Origin of the sequence: Pseudomonas sp. CFBP 8758 (assembly GCF_014841725.1) — a bacterium.
Classification (GTDB): domain Bacteria; phylum Pseudomonadota; class Gammaproteobacteria; order Pseudomonadales; family Pseudomonadaceae; genus Aquipseudomonas; species Aquipseudomonas baltica.
Map to the genome: position 1 here is coordinate 272,878 of NZ_JACYUK010000007.1, position 24,149 is coordinate 297,026.

Genomic DNA, 24,149 nt, shown 5'->3' on the forward strand with positions numbered 1-24,149 from the left:
GGCCAGGCCCACCACCCAACCACTGGCCGGCACCCGCGTGAGACTGATGTAGCCCGCCCCACCCAGTTGGGCGTCCTGATCGACATGAAACGTCTGCGCTTCGCGCTGGCCGCTGCTGCGCCAATCGGCAACGCCCTTGAACCAAGGGTAGGCAGCGAGCATCGCCGCCTCGTCGGCAGGTGCCGGTTTGTCGTTGGCGGCCGGGAAATACAGGACCTTGCCCGAGGGGTCGATGGCGAACGCATAACCCCCGGTGACCTGCCCGTTGGACTTGAGGAAGTTGGCCAAGCCCGTGAGTGTCAGGTCGATGGTCGCCACACCGGCGAAACGTCCTTCACGACTGTAGGGCACGGTACAGGTGGTCATCAGGATCTTGCTGACCGGGTCCTCGTAGGCATCCGACCACGCGCAGCGGCCAGGCGCGGATGCCTTGCCCTGCACGTACCAGTCGGCGGCGTGATAGTCATCGACGGCGCCGGCATTGTATTCCTCGGAATAACCCAGGCCCTGCCCACTGCGCGCCCAATAGAAACTGCGCCGCGGCACGCCTGCGCTGAACGCATCGGGCTCGGGCCACAGGCCACCGCCGGCAATGGCGGCATCGCCCTGTGAGTCGATGATCGGTGCCAATGCACCCTTCACCAGCTCGACGTCGGCCGGCAGCGTTGCGCCCAGACTCGCCAGCGCGGCGACGCGCCCCTCGACCTCGGCCAGCTGGATCGACAGCTGCCGAGCGATGGCCGTGGCCGACTGCTCGGCGCTCTTGGTGTTGGACTGGATCAGCTTGGGCTCGCCGCTGAGTACCATGACCGCGTAGATGGCCACCGTCGTGACCAGAAGGATGAACAGGATGCCCAGGCTGAAGCGGGACATGATCTTGGTAGGTAGCAGGCTCACGGGGCCCCCTTCGGAGGGAATCGATATTGCCTGCGCTATCGGCTCGGTCCGAGGAAACTCGAGAAGTGGGCGATGGAAGGTATGCAGGGTGCCAGGGCCGGCCCTTTCGCGGGCAGACCTGCCAACACACAGCCATAAAAAAACCCCCGGACGCTTTCGCGCCGGGGGCCTTTTCAATCAACCGGAACTACGGATCAGTTCTTGGCTTTCTTGGCAGCGCGGGTACGCTCGCCTTCGTCCAGGATCTTCTTGCGCAGACGGATCGACTTCGGCGTAACTTCGCACAGCTCGTCGTCCTGGATGAATTCCAGAGCCTGTTCCAGGGTGAAGCGAACAGGTGGAACCAGAGCGATGGTTTCGTCTTTGCCCGACGCACGCATGTTGTCCAGCTTCTTGCCCTTGGTAGGGTTTACGCCCATGTCGGTGTCGCGGCTGTTCAAGCCGACGATCTGACCGTTGTAGATCTCCTGGCCGTGCTCGACGAACAGCTTGCCGCGCGCCTGCAGGGTTTCCAGCGAGTAGGTCAGTGCCTTGCCGGTTTCGACCGAAACCAGTACGCCGTTCTGACGGCCGGACATGTGGCCCGACTTCATCGGAGCGTAGCGATCGAAGATCGAAGTCAGGATGCCCGCACCGTTGGTCAGGGTCAGGAACTGGTTACGGAAACCGATCAGACCGCGAGCAGGGATGTTGTATTCCAGACGAACACGGCCCTTGCCATCCGGCACCATGTTGGTCAGGTCGCCTTTACGCAGGCCCATCTCTTCCATGACCTTGCCCTGGGATTCCTCAGGGGTGTCGATGGTGACGTTTTCGAACGGTTCCTGCTTCTCGCCGTCGATGACGCGGATGATCACCTCAGGACGACCGACACCCATTTCGAAGCCTTCGCGACGCATGGTTTCGATCAGTACCGAAAGGTGCAGCTCGCCGCGGCCGGAGACCTTGAACTTGTCGGCCGAGTCGCCTTCTTCAACGCGCAGAGCAACGTTGTACAGCAGCTCTTTGTCCAGACGTTCCTTGATGTTGCGGGACGTCACGAACTTGCCTTCTTTACCGCAGAATGGCGAGTCGTTGACCTGGAAGGTCATGGAAACGGTTGGCTCGTCGACGGTCAGCGGCTTCATCGCTTCGACGTTGTCCGGCTGGCACAGGGTGTCGGAGATGAACAGCGAGTCCATGCCGCTCACGCAGACGATGTCGCCAGCGAAGGCTTCTTCGACGTCGATGCGGTGCAGGCCGTGGTGACCCATCAGCTTGAGGATACGACCGTTGCGCTTCTTGCCGTCGGCGCCGATGGCGACCACCGGGGTGTTCGGCTTGACGCTGCCGCGAGCGATACGGCCAACACCGATGACGCCCAGGAAGCTGTTGTAGTCCAGTGCCGAGATCTGCATCTGGAACGGGCCGTCGCGGTCGACTTTCGGAGCCGGTACGTTGTCGACGATCGACTGGTACAGCGGGGTCATGTCTTCGGCCATGTCGGTGTGTTCCAGACCGGCAATGCCGTTCAGGGCCGAGGCGTAGACGACTTTGAAGTCCAGCTGTTCTTCGGTGGCACCGAGGTTGTCGAACAGGTCGAAGATCTGGTCCAGAACCCAGTCCGGACGCGCGCCTGGACGGTCGACCTTGTTGATGCAGACGATCGGACGCAGACCGGCTTCGAACGCCTTCTTGGTCACGAAACGGGTTTGCGGCATAGGGCCGTCCTGGGCGTCGACCAGCAGCAGCACGGAGTCGACCATCGACATCACGCGCTCTACTTCACCACCGAAGTCGGCGTGGCCCGGGGTGTCCACGATGTTGATGTGGTAGCCGTTCCAGTTGATGGCGGTGTTCTTGGCCAGGATGGTGATGCCACGCTCTTTTTCCTGGTCGTTGGAGTCCATCACGCGCTCGTCGTTGAGCTCGTTGCGCTCCAGGGTGCCGGACTGACGCAGGAGTTTGTCTACCAGGGTGGTCTTGCCATGGTCAACGTGAGCAATGATGGCGATGTTGCGTAGATTTTCGATCACTTGTGTATCTCGATCAGAGGATTCGGTTGCCGCGCATTCTACGTGGCGAATATTAAACAAAAAGCTATCCGGGCCAGACAGCGTAGGAACGTAGCGAGCGACGGCAAGGCAAGGAAGAAATAGGCGAGGAAGCACAGTTTACTGGTTGTAAATGAGCATTCCGAGCCTGTTTCTGACGCAGCATTGCCTAGCGCAGTAGTTCCTACGCTGTCTGGGGGTCGGGAGGGCGATGGCGGATACTCCCACCATTCAACCCTGGGACTCTATGTCGGACGATAAACGCGCACATTGGCATGTCCCTCACTCAACAGATGGTGAGCATGCAGTCGGCTCATGACGCCCCTGTCGCAATACAGCAAGTACTGGCGAGTGAAATCCAGTTCCTTGAAGCGGCTGTTCAGGGCATAAAAAGGCATTGCCTTGACCTCGATGCCGGCCAGTGACAGCGGCTGGTCTTCCTGGGCATCGGGGTGGCGGATATCGATGACGACTTGTCCGGACAGCGCCTCGCTGACCTCTTCGACCTCGATATCCCGGCCCAGCTGGTCGATGACTTCATCAATGGACACCAGCTTGGCGCGTTCCAGCGCTCGCTCAAGAACGGCCATGTCGAAAGACTTCTCTTCATGGACGACGCGCGGCAATTTTGCACTGGTGGTCGGGTTGACCGAAATCACGCCGCAATATTCTGGCATGTGTTTGGCAAAATCGGCAGTCCCAATTTCAACTGCTTGATCGATGATGTCTTGTTTGTGGCTCGCCAGCAGCGGGCGCAGTACCAATTTGTCGGTCGCGCTGTCGATCGCCGACAGGTTGGGCAGGGTCTGGCTGGACACCTGCGAGATGGCTTCGCCCGTGACCAGCGCGGGAATCTTCAGCTGGTCGGCCAGGCGCGTGGCGGCCCTCAGCATCATGCGCTTGAGGATCACGCCCATGTGGCTGTTGTCGACCTTGCCGAGAATCTCGCCCAGCACTTCTTCGAACGGCACGCTGATGAACAGCACGCGCTGAGAGCTGCCGTACTTCTTCCAGAGGAAGTGGGCAACTTCCATCACCCCCAGCTCATGAGCGCGACCGCCCAGGTTGAAGAAGCAGAAGTGGGTCATCAGGCCACGGCGCATGATCTGGTAGGCGGCAACGGTGGAGTCGAAACCGCCCGACATCAACACCAGCGTCTGTTCCAGCGCGCCCAAGGGGTAGCCACCCATGCCGTCGTGCTGGTCATGGATGACGAACAGGCGCTGGTCGCGGATTTCCAGGCGCACCACCACGTCGGGCTTTTTCAGGTCGATGCCGGCAGCACCACACTCGCGGCGCAATTGGCTACCGACGGTGCGTTCCACATCCATCGAGCTGAAGGCATGCTTGCCGGCACGCTTGGCGCGTACCGAAAAGATCTTTCCAGGCAGCAGCGGGCCGAAGTGCGCCTTGCACTTGGCCACGATGTCATCCATATCGCCCAGCGGGTATTCGTCCACTTGCAGGAAATGCGCGATACCTGGCGTGCAGCTCAGGCGTTCGGTCATCTCGCGCAACACCTTGGCGTCCGTCAGCTTGGTCTGGACTTCAAGGTTGTCCCACACGCCAGTGACCATCAGCTGCGGGTCCAGGTCACGGAGCACCATGCGGATGTTCTTGGCGAGCTGGCGGATGAAGCGCTTGCGCACCGGCGGGCTCTTGATGGTGATCTCTGGAAAGACTTTTACGATAAGTTTCATGAAAACAGCGCGCGAAATGCCAGCCTGAAAAGAGGGGCGCGGATTATAGCGGAAATTGCTCAAGGTTTGACCAGTTATCGTACGAACGGGCAAACGCACCAATATCGACCACCCAAAACAGACCCGCACCAAACCAGCGCACCCCTATTCAAACCCACCTCGTGTAGCTGGGGGGCAAGCCGCGTCCCGCCTTCATACCTATTAATGCCAGGGACGAAGCGTGACGCGGCTTGCGCCGCTGCTACAGGGGAATGGGTTCGAACCTGCGGATAGTGAGAATCAGCGTTGCGCCCATCACAGGGCACTGGCATGCAAATTGCTCCCTTGTGAGGCAGGTTGCCTTGGCCGACTATCGGGCCCGGCATCACACATATTTAGGGGCCCCCTTTCACAATCGGCCCCATTCCACCCCGGAGGACAACATGTCGAAGTCGGTTCAACTCATCAAAGATCATGACGTCAAGTGGATTGATCTGCGCTTCACTGATACCAAAGGCAAGCAGCAGCACGTGACCATGCCAGCGCGCGATGCCCTGGATGACGACTTCTTCGAAGTCGGCAAGATGTTCGACGGTTCCTCCATCGAAGGCTGGAAAGGCATCGAAGCCTCCGACATGATCCTGCTTCCGGACGACAGCACTGCCGTTCTGGACCCGTTCACCGAAGAGCCGACCCTGATCCTGGTCTGCGACATCATCGAACCGTCCACCATGCAGGGCTACGATCGCGACCCACGCGCCATCGCCCATCGCGCCGAGGAATACCTGAAGTCGACCGGTATCGGCGACACCGTGTTCGTCGGCCCGGAGCCTGAGTTCTTCATCTTCGACGAAGTGAAGTTCAAGTCCGACATTTCCGGCTCCATGTTCAAGATCTTCTCGGAACAGGCTTCCTGGATGACCGACCAGGACGTCGAAGGCGGCAACAAAGGCCACCGTCCAGGCGTCAAGGGCGGTTACTTCCCAGTGCCACCGGTCGACCATGACCACGAGATCCGTACCGCCATGTGCAACGCACTGGAAGAGATGGGTCAGGTCGTCGAAGTTCACCACCACGAAGTGGCGACTGCCGGCCAGAACGAAATCGGCGTCAAGTTCAACACCCTGGTCGCCAAGGCCGACGAAGTGCAGACCCTGAAGTACGTCGTGCACAACGTTGCCGACGCCTACGGCCGCACCGCTACCTTCATGCCCAAGCCACTGTACGGTGACAACGGCTCGGGCATGCACGTGCACATGTCGATCTCCAAGGATGGCAAGAACACCTTCGCTGGCGAAGGCTATGCCGGCCTGTCCGACACCGCGCTGTACTTCATCGGCGGCATCATCAAGCACGGCAAGGCGCTGAACGGCTTCACCAACCCGTCGACCAACTCCTACAAGCGTCTGGTCCCAGGTTTCGAAGCGCCGGTCATGCTCGCCTACTCGGCCCGCAACCGTTCGGCTTCCATCCGTATTCCTTACGTCAACAGCCCGAAAGGCCGTCGTATCGAAGCGCGCTTCCCAGACCCGGCAGCCAACCCGTACCTGGCTTTCGCAGCCTTGCTGATGGCTGGCCTGGACGGCATCCAGAACAAGATCCACCCCGGCGATGCCGCCGACAAGAACCTGTACGACCTGCCGCCCGAAGAGGCCAAGGAAATCCCGCAGGTTTGCGGCAGCTTGAAGGAAGCCCTGGAAGAGCTGGACAAGGGCCGTGCGTTCCTGACCAAGGGCGGCGTGTTCAGCGATGACTTCATCGACGCCTTCATCGCCCTGAAAAGCGAAGAAGAAATCAAGGTCCGCACCTTCGTACACCCACTGGAATACGACCTGTACTACAGCGTCTGATCCCTGTGATGTGACAGAAAGGCCACCCTCGGGTGGCCTTTTTTCGTTCTGCGCCTACCATGGCAACGCTGCACGCACCCCCTCAATTGCTCTATGCTGGCCCCCATGCAAGCGCCACTCAGAGAAGTTTCCATGCGCTCACCCCTAGCCTGCCTGTTGCTGCTGTGTGCGCTGCCCGCCGTGGCGCAGATCTACAAATACACCGACGCCGAGGGCAACACGGCCTACAGCAACCAGCCGCCCCAGGGGCGTGCCAGCCAAACGGTCGAGTTGCCGCCGCTCAACAGCGTCGAGTCGCTGCGCAAGCCCGCGCCAACCACCCTGCCGAGCACCACCGTCGCGGTGCCGCAGACCCAGTACAGCCAGCTGGAACTGACCGGGCTGCCAACCGACGAAGCGCTGCGGGCCAACAACGGCACCTTCGATGTGGGCGTGGCGATCGTGCCACGCCTGCGTTCGGGAGATCGCCTGCGCCTGGTGCTCGACGGCGAGCCCTATGGTCAGCCAAGCAACGTGCCGCGCCTGCAACTGGTGAATGTCGATCGCGGCGAACATGGCCTGGCGGTACAGGTCCTCGATGCCCGCGAAGCCGTGATCCAGCAGAGCGCCACCGTCACCTTCACGGTCCAGCGGGTTCACCTGCCGTGATGCGCTGGACGCTGCTCTGGCTGGTAGTGATCGCCGCGTCGGCCCATGCCGCGGTGTACACCTACGTCGACGCCAATGGCAACCGGGTTTTCACCGACCAGCCGCGCAAGGGCGCCGAACGGGTGCCGATGCCTGCACGCGCCACGCCCACCGCCCCGGCTACCGTGATGCCGCCGCGCACCAGCAAGGTGCCAGTGCCGAACAGAACCGCGGCGACGCGTTATCAGATGCTGCGCATCCTCGGGCCCCTGCCGGACACCGCCGTGCGCGAGGAAGACGGTTCACTGATCGTGACCCTGACCAGTGAGCCGGCCTTGCAGCCCAACCATCGCTACCGCCTGTTGCTCGACGGCGAAGTGGCACAGGCGCCGGGGCGCAGTCCGGTGTTCGCCCTGAGCAACGTCGACCGCGGCACTCATACCCTGGCCGCCGAGATCATCGATCAGGACGACCATGTGATCGAGCGCACGCCAGCCCAGCCGGTCCACCTGCAGCGTATCTCGCTGATCCAGAAACGCCGGGTTCACCCCTGCCGAAGTTCCGACTACGGTGTACGCCCGGAATGTCCACTCAAGGACAAGCCGGAGGACGACTGAGCAGCGGCAGCCGAAAACGATATATCCCTGCCCGCACTTTTTTGGTGCGCTATGCTGGTCATTGCCAGGCATGCCGTGCCATTTTGGGTCGCCATGGCATTTCACAGACCGACGATCCCCTGCTGCGAAGCACTAATGGTACCCATTTGCAGGATCCGCGCTTCTTTTCGGAGCCTTGGTTTGGTTCTTGCATTTTCCCTGCACCAGCGAGTTTGTTTCGCGCGCGAACCCGGGCGCTGCCACGGGCGCCCTGTGCCAAAAGAGGTCACCTGTCCCCATGACCATCAGCGATGCCCTGCACCGACTGTTACTCGACAACCTCACCACTGCCACCATTCTGCTCAATGCCGACCTGCGCCTTGAGTACATGAACCCCGCAGCCGAGATGCTGCTGGCGATCAGTGGCCAACGCAGCCATGGTCAGTTCATCAGCGAGTTGTTCACCGAATCCACCGAAGCCCTCAACTCCCTGCGCCAGGCAGTCGAACAGGCTCACCCCTTCACCAAGCGCGAAGCGATGCTGACCGCGCTGGCCGGGCAGACGCTGACGGTCGACTACGCGGTGACGCCGATCCTCAGCAACGGCGCCACCTGGCTGCTGCTCGAAGTGCATCCGCGTGACCGTCTGCTGCGCATCACCAAGGAAGAGGCCCAGCTGTCCAAGCAGGAGACCACCAAGATGCTGGTGCGCGGCCTGGCCCACGAGATCAAGAATCCGCTGGGTGGCATCCGTGGCGCGGCTCAATTGCTGGCGCGCGAGCTGCCCGAGGAAAGCCTCAAGGACTACACCAACGTCATCATCGAGGAAGCCGACCGCCTGCGTAATCTGGTCGACCGCATGCTCGGTTCGAACAAGCTGCCTTTGCTGGCCATGACCAATATCCACGAGGTGCTGGAGCGCGTGGCCAATCTGGTCGAGGCCGAAAGCCAGGGCTGCATCACTCTGGTGCGCGACTACGACCCGAGCATTCCGGATGTATTGATCGACCGCGAGCAGATGATCCAGGCCGTGCTCAATATCGTGCGCAATGCCATGCAGGCCATCAGCGGCCAGAACGAGCTACGCCTGGGACGCATCAGCCTGCGCACCCGCGCCATGCGCCAGTTCACCATCGGCCATGTGCGGCATCGCCTGGTCAGCAAGATCGAGATCACCGACAACGGTCCGGGCATTCCTGCGCAACTGCAGGAAACCATCTTCTACCCCATGGTCAGTGGCCGTCCCGACGGTACCGGCCTGGGGTTGGCCATTACCCAGAACATCATCAGTCAGCACCAGGGCTTGATCGAGTGTGAAAGCCACCCCGGCCACACCACCTTTTCGATCTTCCTGCCGCTGGAACAAGGAGCCGCTTCGTCATGAGCCGTAGTGAAACTGTCTGGATCGTCGATGACGACCGTTCCATCCGCTGGGTACTGGAAAAGGCCCTGCAGCAAGAAGGCATGACCACCCAGAGCTTCGACAGCGCCGATGGTGTCATGAGCCGACTGGCACGCCAGCAGCCCGACGTGATCATCTCCGACATCCGCATGCCCGGCGCCAGCGGCCTGGACCTGTTGGCGCGCATTCGCGAACAGCATCCGCGCCTGCCGGTGATCATCATGACCGCGCACTCGGACCTGGACAGCGCGGTCGCTTCCTACCAGGGCGGCGCGTTCGAGTACCTGCCCAAGCCGTTCGACGTCGACGAGGCAGTGTCGCTGGTCAAGCGTGCCAACCAGCACGCCCAGGAACAGCAAGGCCTGACCGAAGTACCGGCTCTTACCCGCACGCCCGAGATCATCGGCGAAGCGCCGGCCATGCAGGAAGTCTTCCGCGCCATCGGCCGCCTCAGCCACTCCAACATCACCGTGTTGATCAATGGCGAGTCGGGCACCGGCAAGGAGCTGGTCGCCCACGCCCTGCATCGGCACAGCCCGCGGGCCGCGTCGCCGTTCATTGCGCTGAACATGGCGGCGATTCCCAAGGACCTGATGGAGTCGGAGCTGTTCGGCCATGAAAAAGGCGCCTTCACCGGCGCTGCCAACCTGCGCCGAGGCCGCTTCGAACAGGCCGACGGCGGCACACTGTTCCTCGACGAAATCGGCGACATGCCGGCCGACACCCAGACGCGCCTGCTGCGCGTGCTGGCCGATGGCGAGTTCTACCGCGTCGGTGGGCACATACCGGTCAAGGTCGACGTGCGCATCATTGCCGCCACCCACCAGAATCTGGAAACCCTGGTGCACGCCGGCAAGTTCCGCGAGGACTTGTTCCATCGCCTCAATGTGATTCGCATCCACATTCCGCGTCTGTCGGACCGTCGCGAAGACATCCCGACCCTGGCCCGACACTTTCTCAGCCGCGCGGCCCAGGAACTGGCGGTCGAGCCCAAGCTGCTCAAGAGCGAGACCGAGGACTACCTGAAGAACTTGCCGTGGCCTGGCAACGTGCGTCAGCTGGAGAACACCTGCCGCTGGATCACGGTGATGGCCTCGGGTCGCGAAGTGCACACTGGCGACTTGCCGCCCGAGCTGCTGAGCCTGCCGCAGGACGCGGCACCGGTGACCAACTGGGAGCAGGCGTTGCGCCAATGGGCCGACCAGGCCTTGGCACGCGGGCAATCGAGCCTGCTCGACAGCGCCGTGCCCAGCTTCGAGCGGATCATGATCGAGACCGCCCTGAAGCACACCGCCGGGCGTCGTCGTGACGCGGCCGTGCTGCTGGGCTGGGGTCGCAATACCCTGACGCGCAAGATCAAGGAGCTGGGCATGAAGGTCGACGGCGCCGACGAGGACGAGGTCGAAGAAGCCTGACGTCCCGCACACCGCCATCGGCATATGCGATCCCTGTAGCAGCGGCGCAAGCCGCGTCCGGCCTCACCGCGTTGGGGCAGACGCACCGCACATACCGCCGACGCGGCTTGCGCCGCTGCTACAGCGGTACGTCAGATGCCCAGCACACACCCCCACGGCATACCCGATCTCTGTAGCAGCGGCGCCAGCCGCGTCCGGCCTTACCGCGTTGGGGCAGATGCACCGCACATACCGCCGACGCGGCTTGCGCCGCTGCTACAGGGGTGCGTCAGATGCCCAGCACACACCCCTACGGCATACCCGATCCCTGTAGCAGCGGCGCCAGCCGCGTCCGGCCTCACCGAGCTGGGTCTGATGCACCGCACGTACCGCCGACGCGGCTTGCGCCGCTGCTACAGGGGGTTTGAAGAAACTCTCCGCTTTTGTGCATTCGCCTTGTGCAGTGCACCCACACGATGCGCTGGCGAACATCGCTTATTGCTCGGATAAAACCTCGTCCGTTTCAATGAGCTAAAAGACTGTTATCCGATAAAAATAATTTTCCCTTAGATTCCAATCAGATAGATTCCAAGACAAAACGTTTTTGGCGTTCAGAAAGCTTCTGCAACAAAACTGGCACGCACGCTGCAATGTACTAACCATTACCCAGTTTCGGGAAACTCGGTACAGGCAGGCCGGGGATTCCCTCTTTACACCGCGACTCCAGCCAAGGCTGGAATACCGCACAACTGTTTTGGGGACCTTGGTACAGGCAGGCCGGGACTCCCCTTCTTTACATCGAAACGCCCGGCTGCAAGGCCGGGTATTTCAGCCCCGCTTGGGGGGCCCCGGTACAGGCAGGCCGGGGTCCCCTCTTTTATTGCTCGCGCAGCTCGACGGTGGTTTGCCAGCGTCCATCGAGCTGCACCGCGCGCCATTGCACCTGCAACGGACGCGCTGCCACCGCCGTCAGCAACAACCCCTCATCACTGCGCTGAATGCGCCAGGTCACTGGTTTTCCATTCACCAGCAAGCGCCCGCTGGCCGGAGCGCCGGTGGCGTCGAACAGCATCGCCACCGTTCCTTCCACCACCTCGCCATGCAACCGCGGCTCATCGTTGAACCACAGCACCAACTGGTCGCGGTGCACTTCGATGTTGTCCAAGCGGGCAGGCTCGGGATTGGCCAGGCGGCCGATCATCAGTCCGACCAGCAAGCCAATGATCGCCAGCGAGCCCAAAACCCGTGGCCACAGTTGCGAACGCTCGCTCGGATCAGGAGTAGAATGCTGCCCGTCCTTCAGTTCGGTGCCGCGCATGTTTCACGTGATCCTTTTTCAACCAGAGATTCCGCCCAATACGGGCAACATTATCAGGCTGTGCGCCAACAGCGGCTGCGCCTTGCACCTCATCGAGCCGATCGGCTTCGAGCTGGACGACAAGCGCCTGCGCCGCGCCGGCCTCGATTACCATGAGTACGCCACCCTGCAGCGCCACGCCGACCTGGCCAGTTGCCTGGAAAGCCTGGGGCAGCCACGGGTTTTCGCCTTCACCACGAAGGGCTCGCGACCTTTTCATGATGCCAGCTTCCAGAAGGGCGACGCGTTCCTGTTCGGCCCGGAAAGCCGTGGGCTGCCGGCCGAGGTGCTGGACGCGCTGGACAGCCAGCACAAGCTGCGCCTGCCGATGCGCGAAGGCTGCCGCAGTTTGAACCTGTCGAACACGGTGGCCGTGGCGGTGTATGAGGCTTGGCGGCAGCTGGGGTTCGAGTAAGGCTTGAGGGCCTCTTCGCGGGCAGAGGGCTCGCGAAATGGGCACCACGCACCTACGAAAAAGCGCCCCGAAAGGCGCTTTTTGTTCACTGCAAGCCAACGCTTACTGAGGCGCAGGCGCTTCGCCCGATTCCTGCATGCGCTGCAGTTCCTGGGCATAGAGCATGTCGAAGTTCACCGGAGCCAGCATCAGCGCCGGGAACGAGCCGCGGGTCACCAGGCTGTCCAGGGTCTCGCGGGCATACGGGAACAGGATGTTGGGGCAGAACGCACCCAGGGTGTGGCTCATCGAGCCCTCGTCCAGGCCCTTGATCAGGAAGATGCCGGCCTGTTGCACTTCGGCGATGAACGCGACTTCTTCACCGTTCTTGACCGTGACCGACAGGGTCAGCACGACCTCGTGGAAGTCCCCTTCCAGGCCTTTCTGACGAGTGTTCAGGTCCAGGGAAACGCTGGGTTCCCACTGCTGGCGGAAGATCGCCGGGCTTTTCGGCGCCTCGAACGACAGGTCACGCACGTAGATACGCTGCAGCGAGAACTGCGGTTCGTTTTCGGCGGCAGCAGCGCCATTGTTCGCTTGGTCGGTCATCGCAGATCCTTGTGATCTTCAGAGGTGTGGGGGTAAGGGGACCGATCAGGCCCCCAGCAACGCGTCCAGCTTGCCGGCGCGCTCGAGGGCGAACAGGTCGTCGCAGCCGCCGACGTGCAACTCGCCGATCCAGATCTGGGGCACCGACGTACGGCCAGCCTTGGCGGCCATCTCGCGGCGCAGCTCGGGCTTGCCGTCGACCTTGATCTCGGTGAACGGCGCCTTCTTGCTTTCCAGCAGGTACTTGGCGCGCGAGCAGTAGGGGCAATAGTCGCTGGAGTAGACGAGGATCGGCTTCATGTCACTTCACCACAGGCAGGTTGTCGGCGCGCCAGCTCGAGACGCCACCGGCCAGCTTGGCGGCGGTGTGGCCGGCCTTGACCAGCTCGGCGCAGGCAGTGCCGGCGTGCTGGCCGATGGCATCGACCACGATCAGGGTCTTGCCCTTGTATTTTTCCAGCTCGCCGACGCGGCTGGCCAGCTTGTCCTGGGGAATGCTCAGCGCGCCGACGATGTGGCCCGCGGCGTAGTCCTTCTTGTTGCGGATATCCACGACCACGCCTTGGTCGCTGTTGACCAGCGCAGTCAGCTCGCGGGGGCTGAGGCTTTTGGCGCCCTTGCTCATTTCCAGCATGATCAGCATGACCAGCAGGACCACGAACGCGGTCACGAGCAGATAGTGATTTGTGGCGAATTCAATCAGGTGAGCGACCATCAGCGGGTTCCAGGGCGTTAAAATGTCGGCCAGTATACACAGCCGCCAAGTCCGGCCAAAGCCCGCCGGACGGAACCGCTCGGCCTGATTGCGGGTCTGTGCTTGTTGTTCTTGCACCCGCGGTGAAATAAACCGCCATGATTCGTCACGCAGGCCCGCAATGCCCTAAAATGCCGGGCTTCTCCTGAATGCTCTTCTGACATAGCGAGTGGGATCCATGACAGCCACGCCCAAACCCTTGGTCCTGATCATCCTCGATGGTTTCGGTCACAGTGAAAACCACGAGTACAACGCGGTCTATTCGGCTCGCAAGCCGGTGCTCGATGCCCTCATGGCACGCCAGCCCAATGGCTTGATCTCGGGGTCGGGCATGGATGTCGGGCTGCCCGACGGGCAGATGGGCAATTCGGAAGTCGGCCACATGAACCTGGGGGCCGGGCGTGTGGTGTACCAGGATTTCACTCGCGTGACCAAGGCCATCCGCGACGGCGAGTTCTTCACCAACCCCACTATCTGTGCAGCCGTGGACAAGGCCGTGGCCGCCGGCAAGGCGGTGCACTTCATGGGCCTGCTGTCGGACGGTGGCGTGCACAGCCACCAGGATCACCTGGTGGCCATGGCCGAACTGGCCGCCGGGCGCGGTGCTCAGAAGATCTACCTGCACGCCTTCCTCGACGGCCGCGACACTCCGCCCAAGAGCGCCCAGGCCTCGCTGGAACTGATGGATGCCACGTTCGCCCGCCTTGGCCGTGGGCGCACCGCCAGCCTGATCGGCCGCTACTTCGCCATGGATCGCGACAACCGCTGGGAGCGCGTCAGCGCGGCCTACAACCTGATCGTCGATGCTGCCTCCGAATTCCACGCGGCCACCGCCGTGCAAGGCCTGCAGGCCGCCTACGAGCGCGGCGAGAGCGACGAATTCGTCAAGGCCACCACGGTCGGCGAGCCGGTTCGCGTCGAAGATGGCGATGCCATGATCTTCATGAATTTCCGCGCCGACCGTGCGCGCGAGCTCAGCCGCGTATTCGTCGAAGACGATTTCCACGATTTCCCGCGCAATCGCCAGCCCAAACTGGCCGGCTACGTGGGCCTGACCCAGTATTCGGCAAAGATCCCGGCACCGGCGGCCTTTGCTGCCACCGGCCTGACCAACGTGCTGGGCGAATACCTGGCCAAGAACGGCAAGACCCAGCTGCGCATCGCCGAAACCGAAAAGTACGCCCACGTGACGTTCTTCTTCTCCGGTGGCCGTGAAGAAGAGTTCCCTGGCGAAGAACGCATCCTGGTGCCCTCGCCCAAGGTGGCGACCTACGACCTGCAGCCCGAGATGAGCGCGCCGGAAGTGACCGACCGCATCGTCGAAGCCATCGAGCAGCAGCGCTATGACGTCATCGTGGTCAACTACGCCAACGGCGACATGGTCGGCCACAGCGGCATCATGGCTGCAGCGATCAAGGCGGTCGAGTGCCTGGACACGTGCGTGGGTCGCATCACTGCGGCACTCGACAAGGTCGGCGGCGAAGCGTTGATCACCGCCGACCACGGTAACTGCGAGCAGATGGAGGACGTCTGCACCGGCCAGGCGCATACCGCGCACACCACCGAGCCGGTGCCGTTCATCTACGTCGGCCAGCGTGACGTCAAGGTACGCGCCGGCGGCGTGTTGGCCGACGTGGCGCCCACCATGCTCTGGCTCATGGGCCTGCCCAAGCCCGAAGAGATGACCGGCACCTCGATCCTGGTACAAGGCTGACCCATGCTCCGCGCCCTGATGTTCCTGACCCTGACATGCCTGCTCGGCCCGGCCTTCGCCGACGAGCGCGCGCAAACCCAGCAGCAGATCGACGCCACCCGCAAGGACATCGCCGAGCTGCAGAAAACCCTTGGCAAGCTGCAGGCGGAACGCTCCGGGGTGCAGAAAGAGCTGCGCACCACCGAAACCGAGATGGGCAAGCTGGAAAAGCAGGTGGAGGCCCTGCAGAAAGAACTAAAAAAGACTGAGGGCGAACTGGAGCGTCTGCAAGGCGAGAAAGCCAAGCTCCAGGCCGCCCGGGTCGAACAGCAACGTCTCATTGCCATCCAGGCCCGCGCGGCCTATCAGAGCGGGCGCCAGGAATACCTGAAACTGCTGCTCAATCAGCAGAATCCGGAGAAGTTCGCCCGCACCCTGACTTATTACGATTATCTGAGCCAGGCGCGCCTGGAACAGTTGAAGAACTTCAACCAGACCTTGCACAAGCTGGCGGGTGTGGAAAAGGACATCAATCTGCAGCAGGCGCAGTTGCTGGTGCAGCAAGGCAATCTGGACAGCCAGCGCGAAGACCTCGACAAGGTGCGCAAGGAGCGTCAGGTCGCCCTGGCCAAGCTCAACGATCAGTACAAGCAAGGCGATCAGAAGCTGCAGACGCGTCAGCAGGACCAGGAAGACCTGGCCAAGGTGCTCAAGACCATCGAGGAAACCCTGGCACGCCAGGCTCGCGAAGCCGAGGAAGCGCGGCAGAAGGCCCTGCTGGCCGCCCAGGAGGCTGAAAAACGTCGCCAGCGCGAAGCGCAGGCGGCCGCCACCCGAGAAGCGCCAGCACCCGCACTACAGGCCCCTCGCGCACCGAGTGGCCCGCAGGTGTCGAGCAGCGGCGAAAGCTTCGGTGGTGCATTTGCTTCGGCGCGGGGAAAACTTCCATGGCCTGTCGATGGTCGACTGTTGGCACGTTTCGGGGAAACCCGCGGCGACGATGTCCGCACCAAATGGGACGGGGTCATGATCAGCGCATCGGCCGGCAGCCAGGTGCATGCGGTGCACGGTGGCCGCGTGGTGTTCGCCGACTGGTTGCGCGGCGCCGGGCTTCTGGTCATTCTCGACCATGGCAATGGCTACCTCACCCTGTACGGGCACAACCAGACCCTGCTCAAATCGGCCGGTGACGTGGTCAAGCCTGGTGATGCCATCGCCACCGTAGGTACCAGCGGCGGGCAAAGCACGCCAGCGCTGTATTTTGCAATACGCCAGCAAGGCAAGCCGACCGACCCCTCGCAATGGTGTCGAGGCTGACTGGCGCAGTCGTTCAAAAGCAGCCCTCAAAGGCGCGAACCCGTATCAGGAGTCTGTTAGACATGCCGCATCTGTCCCGCCTTACCTCGCTGGCCCTGACGATCGCCGTGGCCTGTGCTGCCCCGGCAGTGATCGCCGCCGATCTGGCTCCCCAGCCTGCCCGGTCGGTCGGCACGGCTCCGGCCGCCGCACCGTTGCCGCTGGACGAGCTGCGGACCTTCGCCGAGGTGATGGACCGCATCAAGGCAGCCTATGTCGAGCCTGTGGATGACAAGACGCTGCTGGAGAATGCCATCAAGGGCATGCTCAGCAACCTCGACCCCCACTCTGCCTACCTGGGCCCCGAAGACTTCCAGGAGCTGCAGGAAAGCACCAGTGGCGAGTTCGGCGGCCTGGGTATCGAGGTGGGCAGCGAGAACGGCATGATCAAGGTGGTATCGCCCATCGACGACACGCCAGCCTCCAAGGCCGGCATCGAAGCCGGCGACCTGATCGTCAAGATCAACAACCAGCCCACCCAGGGCCTGAGCATGACCGAGGCCGTCGATCTGATGCGCGGCAAGCTCGGCGAGAAAATCACCCTGACCCTGGTGCGCGACGGCGGTACGCCGTTCGACGTGACCCTGGCCCGCGCCACTATCCAGGTCAAGAGCGTCAAGGCGCAGTTGCTGGAAAACGGTTATGGCTATTTGCGCATCACCCAGTTCCAGGTGAAAACCGGCGAAGAAGTCGGCAAGGCCCTGGCAAAGCTGCGCAAGGACAACAACGGCAAGCTCAAGGGCCTGATTCTGGACCTGCGCAACAACCCCGGCGGCGTACTGCAAAGCGCCGTGGAGGTGGCCGACCACTTCCTCACCAAGGGCTTGATCGTCTACACCAAGGGCCGCATCGCCAACTCGGAACTGCGCTTCTCGGCAGACCCTGCCGATGCCAGCGAACGGGTGCCTTTGGTGGTGCTGATCAACGGCGGCAGCGCCTCGGCGGCAGAAATCGTCGCCGGCGCACTGCAGGACCACAAGCGCGGCATCCTCATGGGCACCGACAGCTTCGGCAAGGGCTCGGTGCAGACCGTGCTGCCGCTCAACAACGATCGCGCCCTGAAGATCACCACGGCGTTGTACTACACGCCCAATGGCCGCTCGATCCAGGCCCAGGGCATCATCCCGGATGTTGAGGTACGTCAGGGCAAGGTCACCCGCGATGCCGACACCGAAAGCTTCAAGGAAGCCGACCTGCAGGGTCACCTGGGCAACGGCAACGGCGGCGCCGATCGACCTTCGGGCAAGCCGGTGATCGGCGCCCGCAAGGCCCGGCCACAGGACGACGACTTCCAGATCAGCCAGGCGCTCAGCCTGCTCAAGGGCCTGAGCGTGACGCGCGGCAACTGATATGCGCCGGATTTCGTTGCTGGCCATGCTGTTGCTGCTTGCCGGCCCGAGCTTCGCCGGGCCGGCGTACCTGAGCCTGATCATCGATGACCTGGGCCAGTCCCCGGCACGGGACAGCCGCACCCTGGCCCTGCCCGGCCCGGTCACCTTGGCGATCATGCCGGATACCCCCCATGCCGCAGACTTTGCCCGCCAGGCGCACAAGGCCGGCAAGACCGTGATGGTGCACATGCCCATGGATCCTGCGACCGGCCCGTTCGCCTGGCGACCCGACATGCCTGCCAGTGAGCTGCTCGCTCGCCTGCAGGCCGCGCTGCGCGCCGTGCCGTATGCTGCCGGCCTGAACAACCACGAGGGCAGCCGCATGACCTCGCAGCCCGAGGCCATGGCCCTGTTGATGAACGAGCTGCAGCAGCACGGCATGTTCTTCGTCGACAGCCGCACCAGCGCCGCCACCGTGGCCGCCGCCAAAGCCCAGGGCATCGGCCTGGCCAGCCTCTCCCGGGACGTCTTCCTGGATGACACGCGCACCGTCGAGGCCATCGCTGGCCAGCTCGAAAAAGCCATTGCCTTGGCACACAAACAGGGCACGGTGGTGATCATCGGACACCCCTATCCACAGACCCTGGAAGTGCTGGAGCGCGAACTACCGCGCTTGAAGGCCAGGGGAGTGGAGTGGATACCGGTCCGGCAGATGATCGGCGAGCGCGGCAATCGCGCCACGGCCGCCCATGGCAAGGGCGGGATCTACCACTGATTCGCCATTGCCCTGTTTCATGGAGTGCCGTGTCTCATAGATAGTCGGCGAATACCCGATCGACGAAACCGTCGCGGCGCATCTCATCGAGTGATCGTTGCAGACGCTCGACCACCGCCTGCGGTGTGTCCTTGTTCAGCGCCAGAAACAGCTCGGCGCTGTTGAAGCGCAGCACGGTCTTGAGCCCATTGATCCCTTCCAGACGTGCCAGATAGCGGCCAGCCGGATCGCCCGTGGCCCACAGGTCGATCTGGCCATCCAGCAACTTGCGTGCGTTGTCCTGGTCGCGCAGGGCGACGATCGGGCGCATGTCGCGCTCGGCAAGGCTCTGCGCAATGGCATCGCCCTTGTAGGCGCCGATCCGGTAGGGTCGGGCCTGGTCGAGGGTCTCCAGGGTGATCGGGCTGTCCGCACGGGCCAGCATGATCCAGTCATCCGGACCCAGTGGGCCAACCCATTTGAAGGCCTGTTCGCGCTCGGGCAGGCGCGCGGTGACGAATACCCCATAGCCGGCATTGCTCAGGGCCAGCTTGTAGATACGGTCCCAGGGAAACCGCAGGGTCATGCTGTAGGGGATGTCCGCCCGGCGGAACATTTCGCGCACGAGTTCCGCTGCGATGCCGCGGATGTTCTCTTCCTGGGCGAAGTTCTTGTCGTTGCTGGCCATGTTGTAGGGTGGGAAGTTTTCGGTCAGCAAGACCATCGAATAGCCTGCCGGGACCTCGGCGCGCACGGGGCTGCCACTGAGCAGCGCAGCACAGAAGGCAAAGGCGAGAAAAGTGCGGTCGAGCATTACGAGGTCCCTGCAGCAAAGGCAACGCCAGAGTGCCGGTCAGGCCGACGGCTGTAAAGCCCTGCAACGATTACGTGACAAGGTGTCTACACCGCGCTGTGCAGCAGGTTTTCCAAGGCTGTGAGGTCCGGCACCCGCGCTACGGTTTCGCCGACCTGCACCGCCGCCATTTCCAGCGGCTTGAGCGGCACGTCAACGTAGCTGAGCTGGCTGTCGACCCGGCACGAGCGAGGCACGTGCTGGATCAGTACGGCAATGAAACGCGTCGAGGTTTCACCCAGTGCATTGAGCACGACGATACGGGCGCGCTCGCCGATCACCGCTTCGCCGCCGCTGGCCGCTTCGAAGCTGACCAGCGGCAGGCGCAGGTTGCGCCACTCGATCATTCCCAGGTGCCAGCGCGCGGCGCCGAGCACCGGTTCACCGGGCAGATAGTCGATCAGCTCGGCCACCGCCACGTTGGGCAGCAACAGGCTTCGATCGGCCAGGGGCAGCACCAGCGCGGTAAGGCTGTCGCGGCGGCCGATCGCCCGATCAAGCATGGACCTGGCCCCAGCGTTCGATGCATTCCAGCAACTGGCTCTCCTGATAAGGCTTGCCCAGGTACTCGTTGACGCCAATGGCCATCGCCCGCTCGCGATGCTTTTGCCCCGTACGTGAGGTGATCATGATGATGGGCAGGTCCTTGAGCGTGGGATGCTGGCGGATGCGCCGGGCGACCTCGAAACCGTCCATGCGCGGCATCTCGATGTCCAGCAGGAGAATATCGGGGCTGTGTTCCTGCAACAGCGCCATGGCGTCGACCCCGTCCTTGGCGGTCAGCACCTGCATGCCGTGACGCTCGAGCAAGCGACTGGTGACCTTGCGCACGGTCACCGAGTCGTCGACTACCAGGACTTGCAGGCGCCGTACCTGCGCACCGTGCTGATAACCGGCGCGAGCCACGGCCACACCCTGACGGGCCCGCAGCTGAGCCAGCAGGTCGAGGATCAGCACCACGCTGCCATCGCCCAGGATGGTCGCGCCGCCCAGGCCCGGCACGGCCGCGAACTGGCTTCCCAGGCTTTTCACCACGATTTCGCGGGAGCCGGCCAAGGCATCGACCTGCACCGCCACCTGCTGATCGAACGCGCGCACCAGCAGCACGGGCAACGGTTGGCTCTGCGCAGTCAGCGAGGGGACGGCGAGGCCATGCAGCAGGGTGCCCAGGTAGCGCAGGTCATACACCCGCCCGGCGTAGCCGTAGCGCGGTGGGGCAGACTGGTAGGCATCGTGCAGCTCGCCGGGCATGACCCGCACGATCCCCTCGATGCTGTTCAGGGGAATCGCATACTGCTCTTCGCCACACTGCACCATCAGGGCGCGGTTGACCGACACGGTGAACGGCAGGCGAATCTGGAACCGCGCACCTTGCCCCGGCCGCGAGTCGATACTCATGGCGCCGCCCAGCTGCTTGACCTCTTCGTGGACCACGTCCATGCCCAGGCCACGGCCGGAGATCTGCGTCACCTTGGTGGCGGTGGAGAAGCCAGGCTGGAGGATGAACTGCAGCACGTCGTGGTCGCTGAGGTCGCTGTGCGGATCCAGCAAACCACGCTTGATGGCCTTGGCGCGCACTGCTTCCAGAGGCACCCCGGCACCGTCGTCACTCATCTCGATGACGATGTCGCCGCCTTGGTGCAGCAAGGCCAGACGAATGTGCCCCACCGCCGGCTTGCCCGCAGCCAGGCGCTGCTCGATCGGCTCCAGGCCATGATCGACGGCATTGCGCAGCATGTGTTCGAGCGGCGCGATCATGCGTTCCAGCACGCTGCGGTCCATCTCGCCCTGGGCCTGGCTGACTTCGAACTCGACCTCCTTGCCCAGCGCTTCGGCCACCTGGCGCACTACACGCTGCAGGCGCGGCAGCAGGCGCTCGAACGGCACCATGCGCGTGCGCATCAAGCCCTCCTGCAATTGGCTGTCGACGCGCGCCTGTTGCTGCAGCAACGTCTGTGCTTCCAGGTTGCGGCCGGCCAGGGTTTCCTTCAGATCGAGCAGGTCCGAGGCCGATTCGAACAGGGCCCGCGACAGCTGCTGCAGGTGTGAATGACGGTCCATTTCCAGTGGGTCGAAGTCTTCGTAACCCTGCCCATCGACCTGCTGACGGCTGAGGATGCGGCCTTGAGTTTCGGTATCGAGGCGGCGCAGCTGATCGCGCATGCGCTCGATGGTGGTTTCCATTTCCTGCAGCGCCGCCTGGGCGTCATTGACCTGCTGCTCGATGCGTCCGCGAAAGATTGCAGTTTCCCCCGCCAGGTTGCCCAATTCATCGAGCAGCTCGGCGCCGACCTTGATCACATCGACGGGACCGCGTTCGGCGGCCACCGGTTCGGCAATGGCGGGCTTGGCCGAAGCAGCTGGCCCGGCGGGCCCGGCTGGCTCACTGCCGGCGGCGAATTCGGCGATCGCGGCAATCAGCTTTCCGGCGGCTGGCAACGCCTGCCGCGAGCGGACCGCGTCGAGCATCTGGGCCAGGCGGTCGTGACCCTTGTGGAGCAGGCCAAACAGTTGGCTGGAAGCCTGCAGCTGGCCCTGGGAAATGCGTTCGTACACCGATTCCAGCTCGTGGGCCAGGTCGCCCAGCGGACCGATCTCCACCATCCGTGCGCCGCCCTTGAGCGTGTGCAGGTCGCGCAGCAGGTTTTCCGCTTCGAGATGGTTGCCCGGTTCGGCCTGCCAGCGCACCAGTGCCGCGCCTGCGCTCTCGACGATGTCCAATCCCTCTTCGATGAAGATACCCAGCAATTCACCGTCGGCGTCGTCCACCTGCTCGATTCCAGGCTCCGATGGACCCGGACGCGGCGGGGGCTGGGATGCCCCCTCGTAGCCGGGTTCGCTCAGCCAGCGCCGCTGGGTCTGCTCGATGGATTCCTCGGTGAATGACCCTTCATCCTCGGCATCCGCCGCAGCGGCGTTGCCAAGCAGGGTAAGATCGATCACCGCGCCGCCTTCGCGCTGCACCACACCCATGGCGTGCGGGGCCAGGGCACCCTGCAACAGTGCCCGCAAGGCACGCACGTGGGTGGGCTGGGCCTTGACCTCTTGCCCGGCCGCCAATTGATCGAGCATGCCGATCATGGCTTCCTGGGCCTGTTCGGCCTGCTGGAAAAAATCCGTGCTGACACTCAGGCTGCTTTCTTCGACCGCGCCATACAGATCGAGCACCGCCTCGCACAGCTCGTCGAGCGCCTGCACGTCCGTCAGTTGCGCCTGTTCGCCCAGCAGGGTCAGCTGGTCGAGCAGCCGTGGCAACTCCACACGGCTGGCCGGCGTCTGTTGCCAGCGCTGCAGCAAGCGCTCGGCATCGAGCAGGATATCCATGCCCTCGTCGAGCAACCGCTCGATCAGTTGCGGCGCCTGGACCTGCCGGGCATCGCCCAGCGTCTGTACGCCCTGCAGGCGTTCGGTGGTGTGTTCCTGTACCTGCCGGATCAGCTCGCCGGCACCTGGAATGGGCGTCAGCGGCTGCGCAGGCAATTGCAGCAGCTTCTGCCGCATCAGATAGTGGGCATCGCCCAGCAGGCCCAGCGTTCGGGCCTGGAACGGCAGCCGGTGGGCACGCAGCTCGCGGGCCATGACGTCGAAGGCCGTGGCCAGTTCGGCCAGCGGCGTGACACCGGCCACCAGCGCGCTGCCCTTGAGCGTGTGCAGGGCACGCTGCAATTCGTCGGTGACGGCGACGTCGTTGCCCTGCTCGTCCAGGGCGAGAAATCGCTCCACGGCGCTCAGGTGGCTCAAGGCCTCGCTGTGGAAGATCTCCAGCAATTGGGTATCCACGGGGTCGGGCTCCGGGCCCGTCGCGGCATGCGCCTCGCCGTGTGGGTCTGTTGGCGCAGCCGCTGCCAGGCCAGCCTCGGCCACCGCCAGCAGGCCCTCATGGGCAAGCTGCGGTGCTTCGCTGGTGCGCTGCAGGTAATGCTCGACCGCCGCGAGTGCAGCCGTCACCTGCTCCAGGGGCACAGGTACCGATGCCGTCGGCTCGTCCAACAGGTGCGCTTGAACGGCGTCATTGCAGCCTTGCAGCACCGCGGCGGCCCTGGGCAACGGCAGCATGACCAGCGCACCGCGCAGCTGGGTGAGCAGCGGCACCAAGGTGCGCAGCCGTTGCCGGTCCCAGCGGCCGTCGCTGGAATCGGCCAGTATGTCCCTGGCCTCCTGCAGGCCGAAGCGGGTTTCGCGCATCACCAGTTGGCGAATCTGCACCAGGTCGGTGCTGGACGTCTGCTGCTCGTCGCGCCCCGGCGTATCGCTGGGTCCCGCCATGCCAGCCAGCGTGGCTTCGACATAGAGCAGTGCCCCGGCGACGTCCATCAACACGGCATCGTTGGGCTCGCGGGTCCCCTGCACCAGGCTCTGGATCACCGCCAACTGGTCGATGACGACCTTGCGCGGCTGGCCGAAACCGAGCACAGCCAGGGCATCGGCAATCTGTCGCAACGATGCCGTCAGGCCGTTCAACTCCTGGGTGTACTCGCGACCACCGCGCACGAACAGGTCCAGTTGCTCCTTGACCTTGAGCAACTCCTCGCACAATGCGGGAAGTACGTATTCGTGCCGTTCAGCCATG

19 protein-coding genes and 1 pseudogene are annotated in these 24,149 nt (G+C 63.4%); 10 read left to right on the plus strand and 10 right to left on the minus strand.

Translation table 11 applies throughout. The features are described 5' to 3' along the window. Positions 1 to 21: 21 nt before the first annotated feature. The 3 genes and pseudogenes from IFT75_RS21690 to thiI form a co-directional block, all read right to left on the minus strand. A pseudogene (locus tag IFT75_RS21690) lies at positions 22 to 873 on the minus strand (cache domain-containing protein); the annotation flags it as partial. Positions 874 to 1,091: 218 nt separating this feature from the next. Continuing rightward, a complete protein-coding gene (gene typA, locus IFT75_RS17200; RefSeq protein WP_122480478.1) occupies positions 1,092 to 2,912 on the minus strand; it encodes a translational GTPase TypA in 1,821 nt (606 codons plus the stop codon). A 263-nt stretch (positions 2,913 to 3,175) separates the two neighbouring features. Continuing rightward, positions 3,176 to 4,630: a tRNA uracil 4-sulfurtransferase ThiI gene (gene thiI / locus IFT75_RS17205; protein WP_192055847.1), complete on the minus strand. Its 1,455-nt coding sequence runs from the start codon at positions 4,628 to 4,630 to the stop codon at positions 3,176 to 3,178. A gap of 422 nt (positions 4,631 to 5,052) precedes the next feature. Here thiI and glnA point away from each other — a divergent pair, with 422 nt between their 5' ends. The 5 genes from glnA (at position 5,053) to ntrC (ending at position 10,499) form a co-directional block, all read left to right on the plus strand. Then, positions 5,053 to 6,459 (plus strand): glutamate--ammonia ligase, encoded by a 1,407-nt coding sequence (gene glnA, locus IFT75_RS17210; RefSeq protein ID WP_122480480.1) that lies wholly within the window; start codon positions 5,053 to 5,055, stop codon positions 6,457 to 6,459. Positions 6,460 to 6,591: 132 nt separating this feature from the next. Further along, the gene (locus tag IFT75_RS17215; protein WP_185794922.1) at positions 6,592 to 7,107 is read left to right on the plus strand and encodes a DUF4124 domain-containing protein; all 516 of its coding nucleotides are present in this window, start codon (positions 6,592 to 6,594) and stop codon (positions 7,105 to 7,107) included. Next, entirely contained in the window at positions 7,107 to 7,703 is a 597-nt protein-coding gene (locus IFT75_RS17220) for a DUF4124 domain-containing protein (RefSeq protein ID WP_192055938.1), read from the plus strand. The genes IFT75_RS17215 and IFT75_RS17220 overlap by 1 nt, the downstream gene beginning before the upstream one ends. Before the next feature lie 277 nt (positions 7,704 to 7,980). Beyond that, positions 7,981 to 9,066 carry a nitrogen regulation protein NR(II) gene (glnL, locus tag IFT75_RS17225; protein ID WP_122480483.1) on the plus strand — a complete coding sequence of 362 codons (1,086 nt, stop codon included), beginning with the start codon at positions 7,981 to 7,983 and terminating at the stop codon, positions 9,064 to 9,066. Continuing rightward, positions 9,063 to 10,499 carry a nitrogen regulation protein NR(I) gene (ntrC, locus tag IFT75_RS17230; RefSeq protein WP_122480484.1) on the plus strand — a complete coding sequence of 479 codons (1,437 nt, stop codon included), beginning with the start codon at positions 9,063 to 9,065 and terminating at the stop codon, positions 10,497 to 10,499. The genes glnL and ntrC overlap by 4 nt, the downstream gene beginning before the upstream one ends. Positions 10,500 to 11,355: 856 nt before the next feature. Here ntrC and IFT75_RS17235 read toward each other — a convergent pair. Next, positions 11,356 to 11,796 (minus strand): hypothetical protein, encoded by a 441-nt coding sequence (locus IFT75_RS17235; protein WP_192055849.1) that lies wholly within the window; start codon positions 11,794 to 11,796, stop codon positions 11,356 to 11,358. On the opposite strand from IFT75_RS17235, the gene trmL reads away from it, so the two are divergent. After that, positions 11,795 to 12,250, plus strand: coding sequence for a tRNA (uridine(34)/cytosine(34)/5-carboxymethylaminomethyluridine(34)-2'-O)-methyltransferase TrmL (trmL, locus tag IFT75_RS17240; protein ID WP_122480486.1), 456 nt, complete (start codon positions 11,795 to 11,797; stop codon positions 12,248 to 12,250). The genes IFT75_RS17235 and trmL overlap by 2 nt on opposite strands. A 102-nt stretch (positions 12,251 to 12,352) precedes the next feature. Here trmL and secB read toward each other — a convergent pair whose 3' ends face one another. Genes secB through IFT75_RS17255 form a run of 3 tightly spaced genes read right to left on the minus strand, consistent with a single transcriptional unit; the run spans position 12,353 to position 13,553 of the window. Next, positions 12,353 to 12,838, minus strand: coding sequence for a protein-export chaperone SecB (gene secB, locus IFT75_RS17245; protein WP_122480487.1), 486 nt, complete (start codon positions 12,836 to 12,838; stop codon positions 12,353 to 12,355). Positions 12,839 to 12,883: 45 nt separating this feature from the next. Further along, complete coding sequence (gene grxC, locus IFT75_RS17250) at positions 12,884 to 13,138, minus strand: glutaredoxin 3 (protein WP_122480488.1); 255 nt, start codon at positions 13,136 to 13,138, stop codon at positions 12,884 to 12,886. A gap of 1 nt (position 13,139) precedes the next feature. Continuing rightward, a complete protein-coding gene (locus IFT75_RS17255; RefSeq protein WP_122480489.1) occupies positions 13,140 to 13,553 on the minus strand; it encodes a rhodanese-like domain-containing protein in 414 nt (137 codons plus the stop codon). Between the two features lie 217 nt (positions 13,554 to 13,770). Here IFT75_RS17255 and gpmI point away from each other — a divergent pair, with 217 nt between their 5' ends. From gpmI to IFT75_RS17275, 4 genes are all read left to right on the plus strand, one after another. Next, positions 13,771 to 15,306 carry a 2,3-bisphosphoglycerate-independent phosphoglycerate mutase gene (gene gpmI / locus IFT75_RS17260; RefSeq protein WP_192055851.1) on the plus strand — a complete coding sequence of 512 codons (1,536 nt, stop codon included), beginning with the start codon at positions 13,771 to 13,773 and terminating at the stop codon, positions 15,304 to 15,306. A gap of 3 nt (positions 15,307 to 15,309) precedes the next feature. Then, positions 15,310 to 16,602 carry a murein hydrolase activator EnvC family protein gene (locus IFT75_RS17265; RefSeq protein ID WP_192055853.1) on the plus strand — a complete coding sequence of 431 codons (1,293 nt, stop codon included), beginning with the start codon at positions 15,310 to 15,312 and terminating at the stop codon, positions 16,600 to 16,602. 62 nt (positions 16,603 to 16,664) lie between these two features. Continuing rightward, complete coding sequence (locus IFT75_RS17270; protein WP_122480492.1) at positions 16,665 to 17,990, plus strand: S41 family peptidase; 1,326 nt, start codon at positions 16,665 to 16,667, stop codon at positions 17,988 to 17,990. A 1-nt stretch (position 17,991) separates the two neighbouring features. Next, complete coding sequence (locus IFT75_RS17275; RefSeq protein ID WP_192055854.1) at positions 17,992 to 18,747, plus strand: divergent polysaccharide deacetylase family protein; 756 nt, start codon at positions 17,992 to 17,994, stop codon at positions 18,745 to 18,747. Between the two features lie 34 nt (positions 18,748 to 18,781). On the opposite strand, the gene IFT75_RS17280 is transcribed toward IFT75_RS17275, so the two are convergent. From IFT75_RS17280 to IFT75_RS17290, 3 genes are all read right to left on the minus strand, one after another. Further along, positions 18,782 to 19,540 (minus strand): substrate-binding periplasmic protein, encoded by a 759-nt coding sequence (locus IFT75_RS17280; RefSeq protein ID WP_192055856.1) that lies wholly within the window; start codon positions 19,538 to 19,540, stop codon positions 18,782 to 18,784. A gap of 86 nt (positions 19,541 to 19,626) precedes the next feature. Further along, complete coding sequence (locus tag IFT75_RS17285; protein ID WP_122714520.1) at positions 19,627 to 20,082, minus strand: chemotaxis protein CheW; 456 nt, start codon at positions 20,080 to 20,082, stop codon at positions 19,627 to 19,629. Further along, positions 20,075 to 24,148 carry a hybrid sensor histidine kinase/response regulator gene (locus tag IFT75_RS17290; protein WP_192055857.1) on the minus strand — a complete coding sequence of 1,358 codons (4,074 nt, stop codon included), beginning with the start codon at positions 24,146 to 24,148 and terminating at the stop codon, positions 20,075 to 20,077. The genes IFT75_RS17285 and IFT75_RS17290 overlap by 8 nt, the downstream gene beginning before the upstream one ends. Position 24,149 lies beyond the last annotated feature (1 nt).

Coding starts and splice junctions, on each gene's coding strand:
- thiI (WP_192055847.1), bottom strand. CDS start 4,630: ATGAAACTTATCGTAAAAGTCTTTCCAGAGATCACCATCAAGAGCCCG.
- glnA (WP_122480480.1), top strand. CDS start 5,053: ATGTCGAAGTCGGTTCAACTCATCAAAGATCATGACGTCAAGTGGATT.
- IFT75_RS17215 (WP_185794922.1), top strand. CDS start 6,592: ATGCGCTCACCCCTAGCCTGCCTGTTGCTGCTGTGTGCGCTGCCCGCC.
- IFT75_RS17220 (WP_192055938.1), top strand. CDS start 7,107: ATGCGCTGGACGCTGCTCTGGCTGGTAGTGATCGCCGCGTCGGCCCAT.
- glnL (WP_122480483.1), top strand. CDS start 7,981: ATGACCATCAGCGATGCCCTGCACCGACTGTTACTCGACAACCTCACC.
- ntrC (WP_122480484.1), top strand. CDS start 9,063: ATGAGCCGTAGTGAAACTGTCTGGATCGTCGATGACGACCGTTCCATC.
- trmL (WP_122480486.1), top strand. CDS start 11,795: ATGTTTCACGTGATCCTTTTTCAACCAGAGATTCCGCCCAATACGGGC.
- IFT75_RS17235 (WP_192055849.1), bottom strand. CDS start 11,796: ATGCGCGGCACCGAACTGAAGGACGGGCAGCATTCTACTCCTGATCCG.
- secB (WP_122480487.1), bottom strand. CDS start 12,838: ATGACCGACCAAGCGAACAATGGCGCTGCTGCCGCCGAAAACGAACCG.
- grxC (WP_122480488.1), bottom strand. CDS start 13,138: ATGAAGCCGATCCTCGTCTACTCCAGCGACTATTGCCCCTACTGCTCG.
- IFT75_RS17255 (WP_122480489.1), bottom strand. CDS start 13,553: ATGGTCGCTCACCTGATTGAATTCGCCACAAATCACTATCTGCTCGTG.
- gpmI (WP_192055851.1), top strand. CDS start 13,771: ATGACAGCCACGCCCAAACCCTTGGTCCTGATCATCCTCGATGGTTTC.
- IFT75_RS17265 (WP_192055853.1), top strand. CDS start 15,310: ATGCTCCGCGCCCTGATGTTCCTGACCCTGACATGCCTGCTCGGCCCG.
- IFT75_RS17270 (WP_122480492.1), top strand. CDS start 16,665: ATGCCGCATCTGTCCCGCCTTACCTCGCTGGCCCTGACGATCGCCGTG.
- IFT75_RS17275 (WP_192055854.1), top strand. CDS start 17,992: ATGCGCCGGATTTCGTTGCTGGCCATGCTGTTGCTGCTTGCCGGCCCG.
- IFT75_RS17280 (WP_192055856.1), bottom strand. CDS start 19,540: ATGCTCGACCGCACTTTTCTCGCCTTTGCCTTCTGTGCTGCGCTGCTC.
- IFT75_RS17285 (WP_122714520.1), bottom strand. CDS start 20,082: ATGCTTGATCGGGCGATCGGCCGCCGCGACAGCCTTACCGCGCTGGTG.
- IFT75_RS17290 (WP_192055857.1), bottom strand. CDS start 24,148: ATGGCTGAACGGCACGAATACGTACTTCCCGCATTGTGCGAGGAGTTG.